Below are 22,224 nucleotides of genomic sequence, written 5' to 3' on the forward strand. Positions count from 1 at the left end.
GATTCAATGAAAAACAGCCTACTTTCATTCTATTTTTTGGTACTTATTTCAGCACTAACTTACAGTCAAAAACGAGGTTCTTGGGGAGATCAAGGAAATGGAACTTATATTAATCCGATTATCAATGCTGATTATTCCGACCCGGATGTGATTCGGGTTGGAAATAAATTTTATATGATTTGCTCTGAATTTCATTACGTGGGTATGACTATTCAGGAATCAGAAGATATGGTCAATTGGAAAATTATTGGTCGTATTTATGATCGCTTCGATTTTCCAGCTTACGATACTTTTAAAAGATATGCCGGAGGCAGTTGGGCTCCGGCAATCCGTTTTCATGATAATAAATTCTGGGTTTATTTTTGCACCATCAATGAAGGTTTGTTTATGACCAATGCGACTGATCCTAAAGGCCCCTGGTCACCTCTTTTACTAGTCAAAAACATTGAAAAATGGGAAGATCCTTGTCCGTTTTGGGATGATGACGGCCAGGCTTATTTGGGACACAGTGTACACGGTGCTGGTCCTATTATCATTCATAAAATGAGTACCGATGGAACAAAACTACTTGATGAAGGCAAAACGGTTTACACAGGCCCAGTTGCCGAAGGAACTAAAATTTACAAACGCAACAATTACTATTACATCAGTATTCCCGAAGGCGGAGTTTCAGAAGGATGGCAAACCGTTTTACGCTCCAAAAACATTTATGGACCTTATGAAAAAAGAGTCGTTTTAGAAAAAGGAAGTACAAACATTAATGGTCCGCACCAGGGATCAATTGTAGATAACACAAATGGCGAATGGTGGTTTTATCATTTTCAATCGGCGGGTGCTTTAGGTCGTGTGCTGCACTTACAGCCTATGTTTTGGCATGACGACTGGCCTGTTATAGGAATTGATATTGATCGAAATGGTATTGGTGAACCTGTTACTGTATGGAAAAAACCGAATATATACACTACAATTCCAATAACTGCTCCCCAATCGGATGACGAATTTAACGCAGCAAAACTAGGGCTTCAATGGCAATGGAACCATAATCCTGTAAATGCAAATTGGTCTTTAATTGATAAAAAAGGATGGTTGGTTTTAAAAGCAAAAAAAGCTGCCAATATTATGGAAGCTCACAATACTTTGACTCAAAAAGTAATGGGAAATATCGGAGAAGTTACCATTCAAATGGACGCTAGCCAAATGACCACAGGGCAAAAAGCAGGACTAAGCAGCTTGTCGAAGATTTATAACTCGATTGGAGTCAAAAATGATAATGAAAAATTATATGTTTATTTCGAAGGCAAAGACAAAACTTCAGAAGAAATTTTAATTACCAAAAAGATTATTTATTTTAAGTTGAAATTAGACCTTATTCATCAGAAAAACCAATTTTACTACAGTACTGATAATAAAAACTTTAAAGCTATGGGATCTGAATTCAATACGGTTTTCGGATATTGGAAAGGCACACGAGTTGCTTTATTTAGTTACAATCAATTAAACGATGGCGGAAAAGCAGCGTTTAATTATTTTCACTATAACTATGATGGTCCAAAATAGTCTAATCAAAATTTAACCAAAACCATTTCAAATAAAACCATGAGAAAATATCTTATAGCACTATTCACTTTTTTATCCATAACCTTTTTAAATGCTCAGGTAAAACAGGCAGTTTACAATGTACGTGATTTTGGTGCTAAAGGAGACGGTATAACTAATGACCAAACTGCCATTCAAAAAGCTATTGATGCCTGTAAAAAAAATGGAGGAACAGTTGTCCTTGAAAAAGGAACTTTTTTAACTGGTCAAATAGTACTTGTAAGCAATTTAATATTAAAAATTGATGCTTCAGCAACTATTATAGGGATAAAATCAGATGCTGAGAAAGATTATCCGCATCATCTTATCGAAACAAAGTATCCAAACAGAATGTTGCAAGATTGCCAGAGAAGATTACTTTATGGCAACAAAGTACAAAACGTTACGATAACCGGAGGCGGAACTATTAATGGACAAGGCGATTATGAACTCTGGATGCATGTAAAAGAAATTGGTACTGAAAAAGACCGCCCCTCTATCCTGGCATTTGTAGGCTGCAATACTATTACAGTATCAAACATAAGCCTTGTCAAACCCGCCTGTTGGACGCAGGTATATATCGAATCGGATAATATTAGTATTCAAAAAATTAAAGTAAACACAGGACAACTAACACCTAATCGCGATGGAATAGACATTGTTGACTGCCATAATGTACTTATTGAAGATAGCCATATAGAATCAGAAGATGATGGAATTTGCTTTAAAAGCGGAAGTGAATTTGGCTGTAAAGACATTATCGTAAGAAGATGTACTTTGGATAAATTAAATGTAAAAGCCGGAAACTGCTTCAAATTAGGTACAGATGGTTTAGGAAGTTTTATGAATTTTGATGTTTCTGAATTGATGCTACAAAATGCGTATCAAAATTCTGCTTTCTGCATAGAATCTATGGATGGAGCTGTCATTGACAACTTAAATTTCCGTGATTGCCTAATTTCAAACTGTGGACAGGCTATCTTCATACTTTTAGCCGATAGAAAAAGAACCGTTCCTAACCGACAAACCCGTATTGGAACTATTTCAAATATCCAGTTTAAAAATATTGTTGGAACTGATTTCACCCAACAATATCCTTCAATTATTACCGGAATAAAAGGACATAATATCCAGAATGTAACTTTGGAAAATCTAAATTTCGAATTAAAGGGAGGAATTCAAACAAACGATCAAACCGTTATGGAATATGATGGTAAATATCCCGAAGGCAGTTATTTTGGAAACACCAATGCTTTTGGCTTTTTCATCCGGCATACAGATACTGTTACTTTCAAAAATTGCAAAATAACGACTAAATTACCGGATAAAAGACCTTGGCTGGTTCACGAAGACACTAAAAATGTTTTTGAACTAAATTAAATGAATAGTTGAATAACCCAAATTTATTTTAGTACTTTGAGCCTACTATTAAAAACACTTATGGAAGTAATAAAAAGTACCGAAGGCTTTGAAGCCATCAACTCCAATCCTTCATTGATGCGAAAAGTAGTTCATTTGGATCATTTAATGGTTACAGTGATGGAATTTCTTAATGGTCCAATGGAAACTCCCGATCCGCCTCACAAACACGTTCACGAACAAATTACCTATGTAGCCTCGGGTTCTTTAAAATTGTTTGTAGAAGACAGAGAATATCTTTTACATGAAGGTGATGTTTTTAAAATCGCATCCAATCTCAATCATTGTATTCAAACCTTAACTGAATATGTAAAACTGGTGGATAGTTTCACTCCTTTACGCGAAGAATTTTTATAAATTCTAAATTTTCCAAAATAAAATAATCACCCTCATGAATACTATTTACCGCTTACTGCTAGTTACTTTATTTTTTGTTTCACAAAATAATCAAGCTCAAAAACGTATTGCTCTTTTTAATCAAAAAGACCTAAAAGGCTGGTATGCTTTTGGCGAAGAAAAAGGAAAAACAAATAATGCTGATGAACTATTTTCGGTAGAAAATAATATGATTCGCATGTTTGGTCCAAAAGCAGGTTACCTAATGTCAGAACAGTCTTTTCGTAATTTTGAACTGACAGTAGAATACCGCTGGAATACCGATGTTAATGTTGTTAGAAAAAACAACAATAAAAACAGCGGTGTAATGTACCTTGTTCCTGCTGAAACTCCAGATATTTTATGGCCAAAAGGAATTCAGTTTCAAATAAAAGAAGGTGCTACAGGAGATTTCGTTTTCCTTCAGGAAACTACTTTAAACATTAACGGAACCAAAACTACTCCGGGAAAAAGTGTGGTTAGCAAACGTTTTGCAGATGCTGAAAAACCTATTGGAGAATGGAATCAATTAGTTATTATATCCAAAAACGGTGTAATCACTCAAAAACTAAACGGAAAAACAGTAAATCAAGGTACAGAATCCTCAGTAACTGAAGGCAGAATTTTATTGCAATACGAAGGCTTCCCTATTGATTTTAGAAAAGTGAATATTAAAAAAAGTAAATAATTCACTTCAGACCAAAAGTCTCTAATTTAAATTCTTTTATTTTTGCCACAGATTTAAAAGATTAGCACGGATTAATCTGTGAGAATCTTTTAAATCTGTGGCTTTTTTTAATGCCAAAAGTTAAACTCTCTAAAACCTATGTTTTTCCAAATTAAAGCTTACTTAAAATTCCTTTGGAACTCTAAGAACGAACATGCGGTACACTCCCCTTTTGTATTCAATTTGATTACCAAATGTTTTTATGACAAAAAATCAAAACCCGCCTATTCTCTTTTAGAAAAATACCGAAAAACACTTTTAGAAAACAAAAACACGATTGAAGTCACCGATTTTGGTGCCGGTTCCAGAGTTTTTAAATCAAATAAAAGAAGTATTGCCGAAATAGCCAAAGTAGCCGGAATTTCAGTTAAACGTGCCAGATTACTTTACCGAATTACTGATTATTTCCAACCATCAACAATTTTAGAAATAGGAACTTCATTAGGATTAGCCACTTCTGCTCTGGCATTAGGATCCCGAAGCCTCGGAACAAAAGCTACCCTAACAACATTAGAAGGCTGCCCTAATACCATGGCAATTGCAAAAAAACAATTGCAATTATTCAATAATCCTAATGTTAAATTTATTACTAGTGAATTTAAAGATTATCTGCAAAACTGCAATCTAAAATCTGAAAGCTACAATCTAATTTATTTTGACGGTAATCATTCGAAAGAAGCTACTTTAGACTATTTCGAACTTTTATTACCTACCATCACTAACGATTCAGTCTGGATTTTTGACGATATCCATTGGTCAGCCGAAATGGAAACAGCCTGGAAAACGATAAAAAAACATCCAAAAGTCAGTGTTACCATTGATACTTTTCAATGGGGATTGGTTTTCTTTAGAAGAGAACAACCCAAAGAACATTTTATCATCCGTGTATAATAGTTTTTTTGTCTTATAAATCATAAGATTTTCACAATTCTATCCACATATTAGTAAATGATTTTTTAGCTTTGGTTTTTCGAAAATAATTTCAAAAATTATGAGCAAGCCATTAATTAAAATATCCAACATAAAACGTGATTTTGTACTGGGAAACGAAATTGTTTATGTTTTAAAAGGTATTGATTTAGAAATCAACAAAGGCGAATATGTGGCACTCATGGGACCTTCAGGTTCCGGAAAATCAACCTTAATGAATATCTTAGGCTGTTTAGACACTCCTACTTCCGGAAGTTATATTTTAAACGGTAAGGATGTCAGTAAAATGAAAGACGATGAACTGGCCGAAATTCGCAATAAAGAAATTGGTTTTGTTTTTCAAACGTTTAATTTACTTCCCCGAACTACCGCACTGGACAATGTAGCATTACCTATGATATATGCCGGTCTTCCAAAACCGGAAAGAAATAAACGAGCCGTAGAAGTTTTGCAACAGGTCAATCTTGGAGACCGAATGGATCACCAGCCCAACCAACTTTCGGGAGGACAACGTCAGCGTGTGGCTGTAGCGAGAGCTTTGGTCAATAAACCTTCCATTATTTTAGCCGATGAACCTACGGGAAATTTGGACAGTAAAACATCTATCGAAATCATGAATCTTTTTAATGATATTCATGCTAATGGAAATACAGTAATTTTAGTAACCCACGAAGAAGAAATTGCCGCTTATGCACACAGAGTGATTCGTCTGCGCGACGGATTGATTGAAAGTGACACTACAAAATAATTTTAGATTTCTGAATTTAGATTTTAGATTATTTTCTAAATCTTAATTTTTAGATTACAACATTTAATCTAAAATCAGAACTCTAAAATCTAAAATTTTTAAAATGAAAATATATACTAAAACCGGAGATAAAGGAACCACAGCTCTTTTTGGCGGAACCAGAGTCCCAAAAGATCATATCCGCATTGAGAGCTACGGAACGGTGGACGAATTGAATTCTTATATCGGACTCATTCGCGATCAGGAAATCGATTCGCATTATAAAGAAATCCTAATCGAAATTCAGGACCGTCTTTTTACTGTTGGTGCTATTTTAGCAACTCCGGAAGACAAGACAGTTTTAAAAAACGGCAAATCCCGATTGCAAAATTTAGGAATTATAACCAGCGATATTGAATTTTTAGAAAAGGAAATCGATACCATGGAAAAGGATCTTCCACAAATGACGCATTTTGTTTTACCTGGTGGTCATCCTACTGTGTCACATTGTCATATTGCCCGTTGTATTTGTCGCCGGGCTGAGCGTATGACAGTACATTTGAGTCATAACGAAACGGTTCCTGAAATAGTAATCAGCTATTTAAACCGACTTTCTGACTACCTTTTTGTATTGGCACGAAAGTTGACCCTCGATTTAAACGCTGAGGAAGTGAAATGGATTCCAAGGAAATAGTAATCAGTCTGCAGAAGCCAGTTGGCAGTGAAAACTGAACACTAAAAACTGAATACTGACCACTAAAAAAGAACGTTCTTAATTTTTTTTAAAATAAATGGTTTTTTACTTGTCTTTTTCAGTAAAAAATTTATTTTTGCACAAAACTAAATCGACAAAAGATGTATTGGACATTAGAATTAGCATCCTACCTTAGTGATGCACCGTGGCCTGCTAACAAAGACGAACTTATTGATTACGCTATACGTGCAGGAGCTCCATTAGAAGTAGTAGAAAATCTACAGTCTATTGAAGATGAAGGCGAGATATATGAGTCAATGGAAGAAATTTGGCCAGATTACCCTACTGACGAAGATTATCTTTGGAATGAGGATGAATATTAAAAAAAACTAAGAAAAAGTCTCAAAAGAGGCTTTTTTTTTGGTTCAACATAGCGATTAATTAATTAGAAATACAAACCTATTATGAGTTTCATAAACAGCATTATTAAAGCTTTTGTCGGAGACAAATCGGAGAAGGATGTTAAAGCTTTACAACCCTATATTACTAAAATAAAAACTTTTGAAAGCAGTCTGACTGCCTTGTCTAATGACGAACTTAGAGGAAGAACTATCTTTTTTAAAGACGCCATCAAACAAGCCCGGGCTGCTGCCGATGCTAAAATTGCCGCTTTGAAAGCTGAGGTAGAAAGCATTGATGATATTGACAAAAGAGAAGATATTTATGTAGAGATTGATAATCTTGAAAAAGAAGCTTACACTATTTCGGAAAAAACCTTAATGGATATTCTTCCTGAAGCTTTTGCTGTGGTAAAAGAAACAGCAAGACGTTTCAAAGAAAATTCAGAAATCACCGTTACTGCCACTCCAAAAGACCGCGAATTTTCAGCTACAAAATCTTATGTAACTATTGAAGGAGACAAAGCAATCTGGCAAAACAAATGGAATGCTGCCGGTAAAGACATTACCTGGGACATGATTCATTATGATGTTCAGCTGATTGGTGGTATGGTTTTACATCAGGGTAAAATTGCCGAAATGCAAACAGGGGAAGGAAAAACTTTAGTGGCTACACTTCCTTTGTATTTGAATGCCTTAACCGGAAACGGAGTGCATTTAGTAACCGTGAATGACTATTTAGCAAAACGTGATAGTACTTGGAAAGCTCCTTTATTCGAATTCCACGGAATGACTGTAGATTGTATCGACAATCACCAGCCGAATTCAGAAGGCAGAAAGAAAGCTTACGATGCTGATATTACTTATGGAACTAACAACGAATTTGGTTTTGACTACCTAAGAGACAACATGGCGCATTCGCCATCTGATTTGGTTCAAAGAAAACACAACTTCGCCATTGTCGATGAGGTGGATTCGGTATTAATTGATGATGCCCGTACACCTTTGATTATCTCCGGACCGGTTCCGCAGGGAGACCGTCACGAATTCAACGAATTAAAACCAAAAATCGAAACTCTTGTTGGATTACAACGTCAGTTAGCAACCGGTTTCTTAACTGAAGCCAAACGATTAATCAAAGAAGGAAACACTAAAGACGGTGGTTTCATGTTATTGAGAGCCTACCGAAGCTTACCTAAAAACAAAGCTTTAATCAAGTTTTTAAGTGAAGAAGGAATCAAACAATTGCTTCAAAAAACCGAAAACCAATACATGCAGGACAACAACCGCGAAATGCCAAAGGTTGACGAAGCATTGTATTTTGTTATCGAAGAAAAAAACAATCAGGTGGAATTGACTGATAACGGAATCAAATTCCTTTCAGGAGATACTGATGCTGACTTTTTCGTTCTACCGGACATTGGAACTGAAATTGCCAATATCGAAAAGAAGAAATTAGACAAAGACGCTGAAGCAGAGGAAAAAGAAAGATTATTCCAGGACTTTGGTATCAAAAGTGAGCGTATTCATACTTTAACGCAACTTTTAAAAGCTTATACTTTATTCGAAAAAGACGTAGAATATGTAATCATGGACAACAAAATTTTGATTGTCGATGAACAAACAGGTCGTATTATGGACGGTCGTCGTTATTCTGACGGTTTACACCAGGCAATTGAAGCTAAAGAAAACGTAAAAATCGAAGCTGCTACTCAAACCTTTGCAACAGTAACTTTGCAAAACTATTTCAGAATGTACAGCAAACTGGCAGGTATGACCGGTACTGCTGTGACTGAAGCCGGTGAATTGTGGCAAATCTACAAATTAGACGTAGTTGAAATTCCAACTAACCGTCCAATTGCCAGAAAAGACAAAGAAGATTTTATCTATAAAACTACCCGTGAAAAATTCAACGCCGTTATCGAAGACGTAACCGAATTATCTAAAGCAGGTCGTCCTGTATTAATTGGTACCACTTCAGTTGAAATTTCCGAATTATTAAGCCGTATGTTGAAAATGCGTGGTGTAACGCACAACGTATTGAATGCTAAAATGCACAAACAAGAGGCTCAAATTGTTGAAGAAGCAGGAAAAGCAGGTGTGGTAACCATTGCTACTAACATGGCAGGTCGTGGAACGGATATTAAATTATCTGCCGAAGTTAAAGCTGCCGGAGGTTTAGCCATCGTAGGTACGGAGCGTCATGATTCCCGTCGTGTGGATCGTCAGTTGCGTGGTCGTGCCGGTCGTCAGGGAGATCCGGGAAGTTCTCAATTCTATGTTTCTCTTGAAGATAACCTGATGCGTTTATTTGGTTCTGAAAGAGTAGCCAAAGTAATGGACAGAATGGGTCTTGAAGAAGGTGAAGTAATCCAGCATTCGATGATGACTAAATCTATCGAACGCGCTCAGAAAAAAGTAGAAGAAAACAACTTTGGTGTTCGTAAACGTTTATTGGAATATGATGACGTAATGAATGCGCAACGTGAGGTAGTTTACAAACGTCGTCGTCACGCTTTGTTTGGTGAGCGTTTGAAACTGGATATCGCGAATATGTTGTATGATACCTGCGAATTATTTGTTCAAAACACAAAAGCAGCTAACGATTACAAGACTTTCGAATTTGATTTAATCCGTTATTTCTCTATCACTTCTCCTGTGACTGAAGCGGAATTCACGAAATTAAACGAATTAGAATTAACCGGAAAAGTATATAAAGAAGCGTTGAAATTCTATAACGAAAAATGTGAGCGTAGCGCCAGAGAAGCCTTCCCTATCGTGAAAAACATTTTCGAAGATCCAAACAATCAGTTTGAGCGCATTGTAGTTCCGTTTACTGATGGTGTAAAAACCTTAAGTGTTGTAACTGACTTGAAAAAAGCTTACGAAACCGAAGGAAGACAATTAGTAGCTGATTTCGAGAAAAACATCACCTTATCAATTGTAGATGAAGCATGGAAAAAACACTTACGCAAAATGGACGAATTGAAACAATCTGTTCAGTTAGCCGTTCACGAACAAAAAGACCCATTGCTTATCTATAAATTTGAAGCTTTCAACTTATTCAACAGCATGTTGAACGGAATCAACAAAGAAGTAATCTCCTTCTTATTCAAAGGTGATTTACCGCAACAATCGGCTCCGGAAATTGAAGAAGCCAGAGAAGAAGTTCGTCCAAAAGAAAAATTACAATTGACTAAAGACGAAATTCCAAATAGCGAAAGTATCAACCACGAAGCTGGTGAAACGCAACAACGTCAGGTAACGGAAACTATCGTAAGAGAGATGCCAAAAATCAACCGCAACGATACGGTTACCTTATTGCAAATAGCTACCGGAAAAACCGAGTCTATGAAATACAAAAAAGCAGAAGCCTTATTAGCTACTGGAGAATGGGTTATTGTGAATGAATAGTTTGCAGACCGCATAAATTAAAAGAATCCTCGATGAAAGTCGAGGATTTTTTTGTTTTAGGAGCAGCACTTTTTGTGTTTTCAATGAGCATCCCTCCCGCTTTCGCCTTTATCTCTTCGCTACGCTACGAGGATATCGGCTCTATCGGGGCTAAAATAACTTTTATTTCCTTAATTAATTTTGTAAGAATATTTTAATACATTTGAAGATTATTGATGTAAAATATTTGCCAATACTATAACCAGTCATAAACATATAAAAAACGAAATCCTAAATGAAAAAAGTAATAATAGTGGGTAGTTCAAGAAATGATGGGGATACAGCAAATTTAACAAACCAACTAATTGAAAAATCAAATTGGAACTTATTGATTTTAAACGATTATGAATTTAGTTATTTTGATTACAAACACGAAAATAAAAACGACGACTACATAAACCTAATGAAGAAAATTGTAGAAAAATATGAAACGTTAATTTTCGTAACGCCAGTTTATTGGTATTCAATGAGCGGAATAATGAAAGTTTTTTTCGATCGATTTACTGATTTGCTGACTATTGAAAAAGAACTCGGACGAAAACTTCGAGGAAAAAAAATGGCGGTATTAAGCTGTTCAATAGGAGAAAATCTTGGAGAATATTTTTGGCTTCCTTTTTCCGAAACAGCAAAATATTTAGGAATGGAATATATTGGAAATTTACATACAATAACAGGAGAAGAAAACGAATTAAAAATAACTGAATTTATAGAACTAATTGAAAAATAACCTATTCTAAAAACATATTAATGAAAACTTCACAAAGAAGAAAAACAGCACTTATATTGATATCAATGTCAATTCCCATGTTCATTCCGTTATTAATGCAGATGCTGGGATATCGATTGATAATATTCAATAATATTGGATTAGACGAAAATAATTTAGCATCTTGGTATGCATGGATTACTGCTTTAGTAGTGACTTTATTATATGTTTTATATACTTTTAAAAAGATACCTTTTGTTTATGAAATGCAAAAGGAAGTTTCGTTATTTAAATTGATCGGACTACTATCAATAATAGGCGGTTTGATTGAGGAATTAGTATTTAGACAATGGTTAATGGATTTATTGGACTCTAAAGGATACGGTGCAATTATTCAAGTGCTTATTTCAGGTATCCTGTTTGCACTCATACATATCATTTGGGTAATATTCAGCAGAGATATGAAGTTTTTACGAGGAGCATTCATTTCAACATTTCTTCTGGGCACTTTATTAGCAATTGTATATTTGATTGGTAATAGAAATGTTGGTCCATGTATCATTTCTCATGCATTGATAAATGTAATAATTGAACCTTGGTTGTTATTAGCAGCTATTTCGAAAAATTGGAAGACAAAAATAGCCTAACAAATCCCCCTTCGCTCGCGTAAGCGTCACGCTTGCGCCCACAATAATGAGTTAAATACTTTGCCGAGTTACTAAATGAGATTGCTTCGTTCCTCGCAATGACCCCTGCTAGCGCAAGCGTCACGCTTGTGCCCATAACAATGAGCTAAATACTTTGTAGAATTACTGGACGAGATTGCTTCGTTCCGATAGTTATCGGAACTCGCAATGACTCCAATCAACCAGTCTTTGCGAGCGATAGCGAAGCAATCACACTAAGCTAAGCCCAGCCAGCGTAAGCGTCACGCTTGTGCCCGTAACAGTGAGCAAATTACTTTGTAGAATTACTTAATGGGATGCTTCCTTCGTCAGCATGACAAGTTTGCGGATAATATCACTAAATTCCCAGCTCAAAATTGTTTATGTAACCTGATTTTTCTGTTAAAAAAATCCCCTAAAAAAATATTTATCTGTACTTTTGCAGTCGTAAACAAAAAAGCGCTTTTTTGAAGTCATTATTCAGCATAGTACTTTCTATTCTTTTATTACTACCTTCTTTTGGTAGTTTCTTTGTTTATACTTCTTTCAAATTGAATCAGGACGAAATTGCTAAAACCATTTGTGTGCAACGCAAAATGGTAAACAACAGCTGTAACGGTCGATGTGAATTGCAAAAAAGCCTTAAAAAATACGAGAATAACGAAAAAAGAATGCACAACAATCTGGACAACAAAATCGATTTGGTTTTTATCCAGAATACTGTTGTAGCTGATGATTTCAAAATTATTGCATTCAATTACAGTTCAAAACCTAATTGCTATATTCAGGAAAAGAAACCTGTTTCAGTAGCACTTCCTTCGTTTAGACCTCCATCCGCTTTAATATAAATTTCAGTACTGCTTTTCCAAACGTTTGGAAAGGTCTTTTCTTGGATTTCATCTAAGAAAAACTTGTTATTCTTAAATTTATATCATTTAAAATGAAAAATATATTGCTGGCTTTTCTTGTTATGAGCCAATTTGTTGCGGGACAAAACAAATCACAAAAAGATACTGTTAAGATTGTAGAATTAGAAAACGTTTTTGTAACTGCTAACCGTACTGCTACTTTACGCAAAGAAACTCCTGTTGCTATTAGCAAATTAACTGCCAAAACCATCAACGAAACTAAGGCGGTTGCTGCTTATGAATTGGTCAATAAAACTCCCGGAGTATTAATGGTGAATCTGGGCAACGAACAACACATGATGGCTATCCGCCAACCTATGACCACCAATGCGTATTATTTGTATTTGGAAGACGGCTTGCCTATTCGCCCAATGGGGATTTTTAACCACAATGCTTTATTGGAAATCAATCAATTTAATCTTCAAAATATCGAAGTTATAAAAGGACCTGTTTCTTCCCTTTATGGCCCGGAAGCAGTGGGCGGAACCATTAATTTGATTTCGCTAAAACCTAGTATTCATCCCGAATTTAAGTTTGGCGTTCAGGCCGATCAGTGGGGATACAAAAGACTTCAGGTTGCCGGCGGAGCTACCATTGGAAAAATTGGTTTTCATATTGCAGGAATTTCCAGTTTACAGGAAAATGGCTGGATGACTTTCTCAGATTACAACAAAGACAATTTGAATATTCGAATTGATTATAACATTACTCCTTCTACCCGATTAATCAGCAATACAATGTGGGGTAAATACTATTCGGATATGAGCGGAGGAGTTAATGAGAACGATTTTTACAACCGGGATTACAAAAGTACTTCTGATTTTACCTATCGAAAATCAGATGCTTTGCGTACCCGATTAACATTGGAACACGACTGGAACGAAAATGCAAGCAGCTATTTAACAGTGTATCACAGAGACAATAAATTGGGACAAAATCCTTCTTATGGAATTCGCTGGAGCGCCATCAATAATCCTACAACAGCTACAGGAGAAATCAATTCGAATGATTTTAAAAGTTACGGAGCTATTGGACAACACACTCAAAAATTTGATTTTTTAAACACCAAACTGGTAGCCGGAGCGCTTTATGACTTTTCGCCGGTGAGCTATTGGTCTCATCGTATCGATCTAAAAGCCAACTTAAATCCGGGTGGATTAACGGTAAATAAGTATGAAGTTATAGCAGAACGTCCTGATATAAAAATAGCCGATTATACTGCTGATATTTATAATGCTGCCGGTTATGCGCAACTGAGTTTAAATCCTATCGAAAAAGTGATTCTGTCAATCGGTGGTCGTTACGACAATATGAAAGTGGATTATGCCAATGCCTTAGACCAATCTACAGGGAATAAAATATATGACCGCTTTACTTTTAAAGCAGGCATCAATTACAATCCGTTTAACAACATAGGATTTTATGGTAATTATTCTCAGGGATTTTCACCACCCAATATCACTTCAATTTTTAGAGCCAAACCCAGAACCGGAGGAACAACAGGAGTTCCGGCTGAGTTTTATTACAACCTAAAACCAGCTACTTTTGAAAATTATGAAATTGGAGGCTGGATTTCTTTGCTTAAAAACAAATTAAATTTTGACTATGCCCTGTACTACATGGACGGTAAAAACGAATTACTGAATGTTCGCCTGGAAAACAATGATACCGATTACCGTTCGGCAGGAGAAACCCGTCATAAAGGAATTGAGTTTGGACTGAACTACAAACCTTCAACCCAAATCAGTTTCCGTTTGGGAGGAACTTATGCGCAACACACTTTTATTGATTTCCAGATTTCAGATAAATCTACTGACGCTTTACAAGACTTAAATGGCAAAGAAATGCCTAATGCACCAAGATGGTCGGGCAATTCAGAATTGAGTTATTATCCTAATTGGCTTCCTAATTTCAGAACTGCTGTAGAATGGCAACATGTGGGTAATTATTATCAGGATCAGGTTAATACTGTAAAATACTCCGGTTATGATATTTTCAATTTTAGAGCCGGTTACCAATGGAAAGGCATTGAAATTTATGGAAACATTATCAACTTAACCGATAAATTATACGCTTATAATGTATCCAGAGCCAACCTGAGTACCTCACAACCTGCCTATTTAGCTGCTGCTCCGAGAACTTTTTTACTGGGAATACAATATAATTTTTCATTACGATAACAAAATAAGCCACAGATTTAAAAGGATTAACACTGATTACAAAATCCTTAAAATCTTCTAAATCTGTGGCTAAAAAAAAAGAAAACAATGACTTCTAAAACAAAATCTTCTAAAAAGAAGGATTCGAAATTCGTCAAGAAAATCAAACAGAATATGTACCAATGGCATCGTACCATTGGGATTATCACTATTATTCCGGTTATTTTATGGACTTTATCGGGCCTGATGCACCCGTTTATGGCACATTTTTTCAAACCGGAAATCGCCCATGAAAAATTAGCTTTCGAAACTATTCCTCAAAATAAATTATCGCTTTCTATTCAGGAAGTTTTAGATAAAAACCAAATTCGACAATTTACAAACTTCCGTATCGTTGCTTTCAACAACACTACCTATTATCAGGTAAAAAACCTTATTGGTGATTTATTGTATTTTGATGCTTCCAATGGAAAAGAACTTGAAAACGGAGACTCCATCTATGCCGAATGGCTGTCGCGTTACTTCTTAGACGATCAAAAAAGCCCTGTAAAAAAGAACGAAATCATTACTGAATTTGACAATCAGTATAAATATGTCAATCGCTATCTGCCTGTTTACAAAATAACGCTGGATCGTCCCGACACCATGGAAGTTTATGTGGAAACTTCATCCGGTAAATTAGCTACTTTTAATCCTTCATCGAGACAATTTTTCATCTGGTTTTTTGATACATTTCACAACTGGTCGTTTATCGATGCCATCAGCAACAATAGTATTCGAATTATCACAATGATTTTTTTATTGTCTATTATTGGATTTTCTGCCATCAGCGGAATTGTGATTTATGGTTTTCTTTGGAAACAATTCAAAAAATCAGATCGTGTGGAACCTAAAAAAGGAATCAGAAAATACCACCGCAAAATTGGGATTTGGATTTCTTTATTTACACTAACCTTTGCTTTTAGCGGAGCCTATCATGCTACTACCAAATGGGATCCTTACACTCTGGATAAAATGGTTTACGAACCTTCTTTTAAAACCAGGGAAATTGCATTAGCGAATAACCAATTGGATTTAGACTGGAATCGCTTTCAAAATGCGAGTCTTATTACCTTCAACGACAGTATTTATTACCGTTGTGAGTTAGAAGAAAAAGCCAAAGGCAAATTCAAAAAACCTAAATTAGATAATAATTCGAAATGGAATAAAAAAGATACTCCAAAAACCGAAGTGGTTTATATCAATGCTGCGACCAATAAAATAGTTCCAAATCTCGACCTGCAATATGCGGAATTTTTAGCCTATTATTTTACCGATGGTGCTCCAAAAGCAGCCTGTTGCGAAATGATGAGTCCTGAAATTCCCGAAGAATCAGAAGTTTCATTAGAAAATGTAAAATTATTAGAATCGAAAGTGATTACTAATTTTGAAAACAGAGAATATGGTTTTGTCAACAAGCGTTTACCGGTTATAAAATTAGTTTATGATACTCCTGAAAAAACCACTTATTTTATAGAAACCGCCACCTCCAGACTGGCTGCAAAAATCACAAATGCGGATATTGCTGAAGGTTATTCTTTTGCAATTCTGCACAAATTTTTGTTTATGGACTGGGCCGGAAAAAACATCCGTGACCTTACAATGGTTTTAGCCGCACTGGCAATTTTAATTGTGAGTGTGTTGGGGTTAATTCTTTTTATTAGAAAGTAAAAAAGTTGTGAGTTATACGTTATGCGTTGTTGGGAACAACCTATAACCCATAACTCATAACTCACAACTTATCCTGATAATATCTCGCTTCAATTCCCTTGATATTTTTAATCGATTTACGCGCCCAATCCAAACGCTTTTCTAAAATTTCAGCATCGGTCAATTTCCAGTCAATATCCGACCGTCTCAATCTATTAGTCAAATCCTGAATAATAATCGCCGCCGAAACCGAAATATTCAAACTCTCAGTAAAACCTACCATTGGAATTTTAAGAAAACCGTCGGCCTGTTGCATCACTTCTTCCGACAAACCTTCTTTTTCAGTGCCAAAAAACAAAGCGGTTGGTTTAGAAATATCAAATTTTTCAAGAGTACAATCCTTTTCATGAGGAGTTGTTGCAATAATTTGGTATCCCTTTTCCCTCAATGACGAAATACAACCCGAAACCGAATCATGACGAATAACGTCCACCCATTTTTGAGCACCCATTGCTATTTGCTTATCGATTCTCTTGCCAAAACGCTCTTCAATAACATTCAGCTCCTGAACTCCAAAAACCTCACAACTGCGCATCACCGCAGAAGTATTATGCAACTGATACACATCTTCTACCGCCACAGTAAAATGCTTGGTACGGTTTTGTAATACTTCTAAAAAACGTCCTTTACGATTATCGGTCAATATCGTTTCCAGATAGTTCAAGTAATCTAAATCAATCATTGTGCTTTTATTTTGCGTGCAAAAATAGTAAAAAGAAAAAAAAACATTTTGGAACACTGATTGAAGAAATTAAAAAAATCTTAATCTGTAGTTATTTATCTAATTTCTCCAATCTGTGTTCCTTTTTCATCAAACATAATAACAACATCAATCTAAAAAAACTATATTTAGCATCAAATTAGTTCATTCGTGGCAAAAAGAACAAAAAATGAAGAAAAAATTAGTCGTTTTAACCGGTGCCGGAATCAGTGCCGAAAGTGGTTTGAGAACTTTTAGAGACAGTGACGGACTCTGGGAAGGACACGATGTCATGGAAGTAGCTTCGCCGGAAGGCTGGCAACGAAATCCGGAATTGGTTTTGGATTTTTACAATCAAAGAAGACGCCAACTCAAGGACGTAAAGCCTAATTTAGGGCATCGGGAATTAGCTCAACTGCAAATTCACTTTGACGTTCATATCATTACCCAAAATGTAGATGATTTACACGAACGCGCCGGAAGCAAAAAAGTGTTACACCTGCATGGCGAACTTTTAAAAGTGAGAAGTACCAAAAATCCGAAATTCATTTTAGAATGGGAAGGTGATTTGAATTTAGGCGATGTGGATAGCCAAAAACACCAATTGCGTCCGCATATTGTGTGGTTTGGCGAAGCCGTTCCTGCGTTTGATGAAGCCATTACCATAGCAAAAACTGCCGATTATTTTGCTGTTATCGGAACTTCGCTACAGGTCTATCCCGCGGCTGGCTTAGTTGACTTTGTTCCTGCAAACATTCCTGTTTTTTATGTTGATCCCAATCCAATTCAAATACCTAATTTAAGAAATCCGCTGGAAACAATTCCGTTACAGGCTACTGAGGGAATTCCGTTTTTAAAAAACCGATTATTAGCTGAATTTCAATAACCCTGTCCGATAAAAATAGCAGACAGATTACACAGATTAAAACAGATAAAAAACTGATTTTAAGTAACTTTTTAAAATCTCAATCTGCGATAATCTGCTTAAATTCGCTTCATCTGCGTTCCATTTTTATTATCGTGAAAATCAATTCTAAAATAGCCTGAAATTCCTAAAATTCTGCCTATATTTGTGCCTTTCAAAAAAATAAGTCCGATTTCTTTAAACGGTTTCGGATAAAATAACAACTTTTATTAGCATAAAAAGACAATGACGACTTTAAACGAATTGAATGCAATTTCTCCAATTGATGGAAGATATAGAAATAAAACCCTTTCTTTAGCTCCTTTTTTCTCTGAAGAGGCTTTAATCAAATACCGCGTATTAGTAGAAATTGAATATTTTATTGCTTTGTGCGAAGTGCCTTTGCCACAATTGAAAAATGTAAACCCGGCTTTGTTTGAGAGTTTGCGTAATATCTATAAAAATTTCTCTACAGAAGATGCACTTTGGATAAAAGAAACAGAAAAAGTAACCAATCACGATGTTAAAGCCGTTGAATATTTTATCAAAGATGCCTTTGAAAAATTAGGCTTGTCAGAATACAAAGAATTCATCCACTTCGGACTGACTTCTCAGGACATCAACAATACCGCTATTCCGCTTTCAACCAAAGAAGCTTTTGAGAAAGTATATATGCCCTCTTTAATTAATGTCATTGCTAAATTGAAAGAACTGGCTATAGAGTGGAAAGATGTACCAATGCTTGCCCGTACCCACGGACAGCCGGCTTCTCCTACCCGTTTAGGAAAAGAAATTGCTGTTTTTGTGGAGCGAATCGAAGAGCAAATGCGTTTGTTATTCAACATTCCGTTTGCTGCTAAATTTGGGGGAGCAACCGGAAACTACAATGCGCATCACGTGGCTTATCCACAAATTGACTGGAAACAATTCGGGACTAAATTCGTAGAAGAAAATCTGGGATTACACCATTCTTTCCCTACAACACAAATTGAACATTACGATCATTTTGCTGCCTTTTTTGATGCTTTAAAAAGAATCAACACCATTATCATCGATTTAGACCGTGACATTTGGACTTATGTTTCGATGGAATATTTCAAACAAAAAATTAAAGCGGGAGAAATTGGTTCTTCGGCTATGCCACATAAAGTAAACCCTATTGATTTTGAAAATTCAGAAGGAAACTTAGGAATTGCTAACGCGATTTTCGAACACCTTTCTGCCAAATTGCCTATTTCAAGATTGCAACGTGACCTTACCGATAGTACGGTTTTAAGAAACATAGGAGTACCAATGGGACACACCATCATTGCTTTTGAAGCTACTTTAAAAGGATTAAACAAATTGTTATTAAACGAAGCTAAATTCCATGAAGATTTAGAAAATAACTGGGCTGTAGTGGCTGAGGCGATTCAAACAATTTTACGTCGTGAGGCTTATCCAAATCCTTATGAAGCATTAAAAGGTTTAACCAGAACGAACGAAGCGATTACTAAAAAATCAATGCACGAATTCATTGGTACACTAGAGGTTTCGGATGAAATTAAAGCGGAGTTATTACAAATCACGCCTAGCAACTTTTTAGGAATCTAATTAGAAAAAACATATTTCTTTCAAAAAGCTATCTTAATCGATAGCTTTTTTTATAATTATGTGTTAATTGCACAACAAAATTGCATAACAAAACTCCTTTTACTATATTTAGCAGAATTGCAATAATAAAGAATAATATATGAGTACAGTATCGGCAGTTGCTGAGGCATCACACCATTTAAAACCCTTAATTAGTGATTTAGGTTTAATTCTTATGACTGCGGGAATTGCGGTTTTAATCTTTAAAAAATTAAAACAACCCTTAGTTTTAGGTTATCTGATTGCCGGTTTTTTAGCAGGAAACCATTTTGATTTTTTTCCTTCTATAAAAGACATTAAGAGTGTTGAAGTCTGGGCCGAAATAGGTGTTATTATTTTATTATTCAGTTTAGGACTCGAATTCAGTTTTAAAAAATTAATGAAAGTAGGTGGAACTGCCTCCATAACCGCTATCACCCAAATCATTGCCATGGTACTCATTGGTTATCTGGTGGGAAAATGGTTGGGATGGAAAAATATGGATTGTATTTTCCTGGGAGTTATCCTCTCAATTTCATCTACTACCATTATACTTAAAACCTTTGACGAACTGGGTGTTAAAGCGCAACAATTTGCGGGAATTGTAATTGGCTCCCTTATTGTTCAGGATATTGTTGCCATTTTAATGATGGTATTATTATCAACTGTAGCTGTAAGTCAGCAATTTTCGGGCAGTGAATTGATGTTATCTGTTTTAAAACTGGGCTTTTTCCTGATTGCTTGGTTTGTAGGAGGCATCTTTTTTATTCCAACTTTATTAAAAAAAACAAAACACTTACTCTCAGATGAAATGATGCTTATTCTATCTTTAGCCCTATGTCTAATGATGGTCATTTTAGCTTCCAGTGTTGGTTTTTCTCCTGCTTTAGGTGCTTTTATTATGGGCTCCATCATTGCCGAAACCACTCATGCCGAACACATTGAACACCTGGTAAAGCCTGTAAAAGATTTATTTGGCGCTGTTTTCTTTGTATCAGTAGGAATGTTGATTAACCCACACACCTTATACGAATATGCTCTCCCGGTAATTATATTAACCTTTGTTACTATTTTTGGACAATCTATCAGTTCTACACTCGGAGCCATCATTTCGGGACAACCTCTAAAACAATCGGTTCAAACAGGAATGAGTCTTTCGCAAATAGGTGAATTCTCTTTTATCATCGCCACCTTAGGAATGACTATGAATGTAACTAGTGGTTTCTTATATCCTGTGGTTGTTGCAGTATCAGCAGTAACTACTTTCACCACTCCTTTCATGGTTAAAATGGCAGTTCCGTTCTCTAGTTACCTTGAAAAAGAATTACCCCGAAAATGGACCAAAAGAATTGCCCGATACAGTACTAATGCTCAGGCTATTCGAACCGTAAGTACCTGGCAGGTGGTAATTAGAGCGCATTTACTTCAAATTTTATTACATACTATTATTATTACTTCAGTAATTTTATTGTCTTCTAAATATGTATTGCCTTTAGTAGAGGATTCTAAATTCGGGAACATGATAGCGGCATTAATAACCATGGTGGTTATCTCTCCTTTCTTATGGGCTCTTTCACTTCGAAGAGTTGCTGTAAAAGAAGTAGATCAGTTATTTGAAGAAAAAAAATATCGCGGTCCTATTTTAATGCTTTTCTTTTTCCGAATGGGATTGGCGGTATTTTACATTGGATTTTTATTGAATATCTTTTTCTCTCCTGTAATTGCTTTTTTTGCTTTGGTATTGGCTATTATAGTTTACTTGTTTTTTCCAAAACAACTACACGAGCAGTACCACAAAATTGAAAGTCATTTCCTAACCAACCTTAACGATCGAGAAGAAAAGAAAATAGATCGTCGCTATGCCAATTTAACTCCTTGGGATGGACACATGACTACTTTTGAAATTTCAAAAGAATCCAATCTGGCAGGAAAAACACTTCGTGAAATAAAAATGAGAGAATTAGTGGGAGTTAATATCGCTTACATCAAACGTGGAGAAATTGTAATCCAAATTCCAAATAAAAATGAACGCTTATTCCCCGGTGATGAAATTTGCGTTATTGGTACTGATGCACAAGTCAAAGAATTTGCTAAGTTTTTGACACAAAACGAAGTTGAAGTTCCTGAAAAAGTAACTAGCGAAATTATTTTACGTCAAATCGAATTGAATAACGACGATTTTATAGGTGTTAGTGTAGGACAATCAAAACTAAGAGAACGTACCCATGGATTATTAGTCGGAATTGAACGAAAAGGACAACGCATTCTTAATCCCGAATCCAATATCATTTTGGAAAAAAATGATTTATTGTGGCTTGTAGGCGATAAAAAACTAATGTCGGAGATATTCAAAGAGTAATGCTTCTTCTTTTATCAAATTATAAAGTGCCTGAACAAAAAAAGTTCAGGCATTTTTTATTTTTTTCTATCGTTTTCTCCAAAAATAAAGTCACTACAGCTATTTTTTGAATTGAAATTTGAGTAAATTTATAGTACCAAGACAATCGTAACAACTGATTTCATC

The 22,224-nt window shown here is 35.5% G+C and carries 19 protein-coding genes; 18 read left to right on the forward strand and 1 reads right to left on the reverse strand.

Going from position 1 to position 22,224, the window contains the following annotated elements; all coding sequences use genetic code 11:
* Positions 1-6 precede the first annotated feature (6 nt).
* The 15 genes from IEV84_RS08370 to IEV84_RS08440 all read left to right on the forward strand — a co-directional run bounded on the left by IEV84_RS08370 (position 7) and on the right by IEV84_RS08440 (position 16,446).
* Positions 7-1,557 (forward strand): glycoside hydrolase family 43 protein, encoded by a 1,551-nt coding sequence (locus IEV84_RS08370; protein ID WP_188493827.1) that lies wholly within the window; start codon positions 7-9, stop codon positions 1,555-1,557.
* A 39-nt stretch (positions 1,558-1,596) separates the two neighbouring features.
* The gene (locus IEV84_RS08375; protein WP_188493828.1) at positions 1,597-2,955 is read left to right on the forward strand and encodes a glycoside hydrolase family 28 protein; all 1,359 of its coding nucleotides are present in this window, start codon (positions 1,597-1,599) and stop codon (positions 2,953-2,955) included.
* Between the two features lie 60 nt (positions 2,956-3,015).
* Positions 3,016-3,351 (forward strand): cupin domain-containing protein, encoded by a 336-nt coding sequence (locus tag IEV84_RS08380; protein ID WP_188493829.1) that lies wholly within the window; start codon positions 3,016-3,018, stop codon positions 3,349-3,351.
* A gap of 34 nt (positions 3,352-3,385) precedes the next feature.
* A complete protein-coding gene (locus IEV84_RS08385; protein WP_188493830.1) occupies positions 3,386-4,057 on the forward strand; it encodes a 3-keto-disaccharide hydrolase in 672 nt (223 codons plus the stop codon).
* A gap of 138 nt (positions 4,058-4,195) precedes the next feature.
* Positions 4,196-4,987, forward strand: coding sequence for an O-methyltransferase (locus IEV84_RS08390; RefSeq protein ID WP_188493831.1), 792 nt, complete (start codon positions 4,196-4,198; stop codon positions 4,985-4,987).
* 100 nt (positions 4,988-5,087) lie between these two features.
* Positions 5,088-5,774 (forward strand): ABC transporter ATP-binding protein, encoded by a 687-nt coding sequence (locus IEV84_RS08395; protein ID WP_188493832.1) that lies wholly within the window; start codon positions 5,088-5,090, stop codon positions 5,772-5,774.
* A gap of 103 nt (positions 5,775-5,877) precedes the next feature.
* Positions 5,878-6,447, forward strand: coding sequence for a cob(I)yrinic acid a,c-diamide adenosyltransferase (locus IEV84_RS08400; protein WP_188493833.1), 570 nt, complete (start codon positions 5,878-5,880; stop codon positions 6,445-6,447).
* Positions 6,448-6,608: 161 nt separating this feature from the next.
* Complete coding sequence (locus tag IEV84_RS08405) at positions 6,609-6,830, forward strand: DUF2795 domain-containing protein (RefSeq protein WP_007138072.1); 222 nt, start codon at positions 6,609-6,611, stop codon at positions 6,828-6,830.
* Between the two features lie 81 nt (positions 6,831-6,911).
* Positions 6,912-10,259, forward strand: coding sequence for a preprotein translocase subunit SecA (gene secA, locus IEV84_RS08410; protein ID WP_188493834.1), 3,348 nt, complete (start codon positions 6,912-6,914; stop codon positions 10,257-10,259).
* Positions 10,260-10,291: 32 nt separating this feature from the next.
* Positions 10,292-10,456 (forward strand): hypothetical protein, encoded by a 165-nt coding sequence (locus tag IEV84_RS08415; RefSeq protein ID WP_188493835.1) that lies wholly within the window; start codon positions 10,292-10,294, stop codon positions 10,454-10,456.
* Between the two features lie 77 nt (positions 10,457-10,533).
* Positions 10,534-11,025, forward strand: a complete 492-nt coding sequence (locus IEV84_RS08420) for a flavodoxin family protein (RefSeq protein WP_188493836.1) — start codon at positions 10,534-10,536, stop codon at positions 11,023-11,025.
* A 20-nt stretch (positions 11,026-11,045) separates the two neighbouring features.
* Positions 11,046-11,651: a CPBP family intramembrane glutamic endopeptidase gene (locus IEV84_RS08425; protein WP_188493837.1), complete on the forward strand. Its 606-nt coding sequence runs from the start codon at positions 11,046-11,048 to the stop codon at positions 11,649-11,651.
* Positions 11,652-12,136: 485 nt separating this feature from the next.
* A complete protein-coding gene (locus IEV84_RS08430) occupies positions 12,137-12,517 on the forward strand; it encodes a hypothetical protein (protein ID WP_188493838.1) in 381 nt (126 codons plus the stop codon).
* A 92-nt stretch (positions 12,518-12,609) separates the two neighbouring features.
* The gene (locus IEV84_RS08435) at positions 12,610-14,757 is read left to right on the forward strand and encodes a TonB-dependent receptor (RefSeq protein WP_188493839.1); all 2,148 of its coding nucleotides are present in this window, start codon (positions 12,610-12,612) and stop codon (positions 14,755-14,757) included.
* 87 nt (positions 14,758-14,844) lie between these two features.
* A complete protein-coding gene (locus tag IEV84_RS08440) occupies positions 14,845-16,446 on the forward strand; it encodes a PepSY domain-containing protein (protein WP_188493840.1) in 1,602 nt (533 codons plus the stop codon).
* Positions 16,447-16,507: 61 nt separating this feature from the next.
* Here IEV84_RS08440 and IEV84_RS08445 read toward each other — a convergent pair whose 3' ends face one another.
* On the reverse strand, positions 16,508-17,167 hold the full coding sequence (locus IEV84_RS08445; protein WP_188493841.1) for a TrmH family RNA methyltransferase: 660 nt from the start codon (positions 17,165-17,167) through the stop codon (positions 16,508-16,510).
* Between the two features lie 208 nt (positions 17,168-17,375).
* Here IEV84_RS08445 and IEV84_RS08450 point away from each other — a divergent pair, with 208 nt between their 5' ends.
* The 3 genes from IEV84_RS08450 to IEV84_RS08460 all read left to right on the forward strand — a co-directional run bounded on the left by IEV84_RS08450 (position 17,376) and on the right by IEV84_RS08460 (position 22,059).
* The gene (locus IEV84_RS08450; RefSeq protein ID WP_188493842.1) at positions 17,376-18,071 is read left to right on the forward strand and encodes an SIR2 family NAD-dependent protein deacylase; all 696 of its coding nucleotides are present in this window, start codon (positions 17,376-17,378) and stop codon (positions 18,069-18,071) included.
* A gap of 264 nt (positions 18,072-18,335) precedes the next feature.
* The gene (gene purB / locus IEV84_RS08455) at positions 18,336-19,682 is read left to right on the forward strand and encodes an adenylosuccinate lyase (RefSeq protein ID WP_188493843.1); all 1,347 of its coding nucleotides are present in this window, start codon (positions 18,336-18,338) and stop codon (positions 19,680-19,682) included.
* Between the two features lie 139 nt (positions 19,683-19,821).
* A complete protein-coding gene (locus tag IEV84_RS08460) occupies positions 19,822-22,059 on the forward strand; it encodes a cation:proton antiporter domain-containing protein (RefSeq protein WP_188493844.1) in 2,238 nt (745 codons plus the stop codon).
* The last annotated feature ends 165 nt before the right edge of the window (positions 22,060-22,224 follow it).

Source organism: Flavobacterium palustre, from assembly GCF_014639535.1.
Lineage (GTDB): Bacteria > Bacteroidota > Bacteroidia > Flavobacteriales > Flavobacteriaceae > Flavobacterium > Flavobacterium palustre.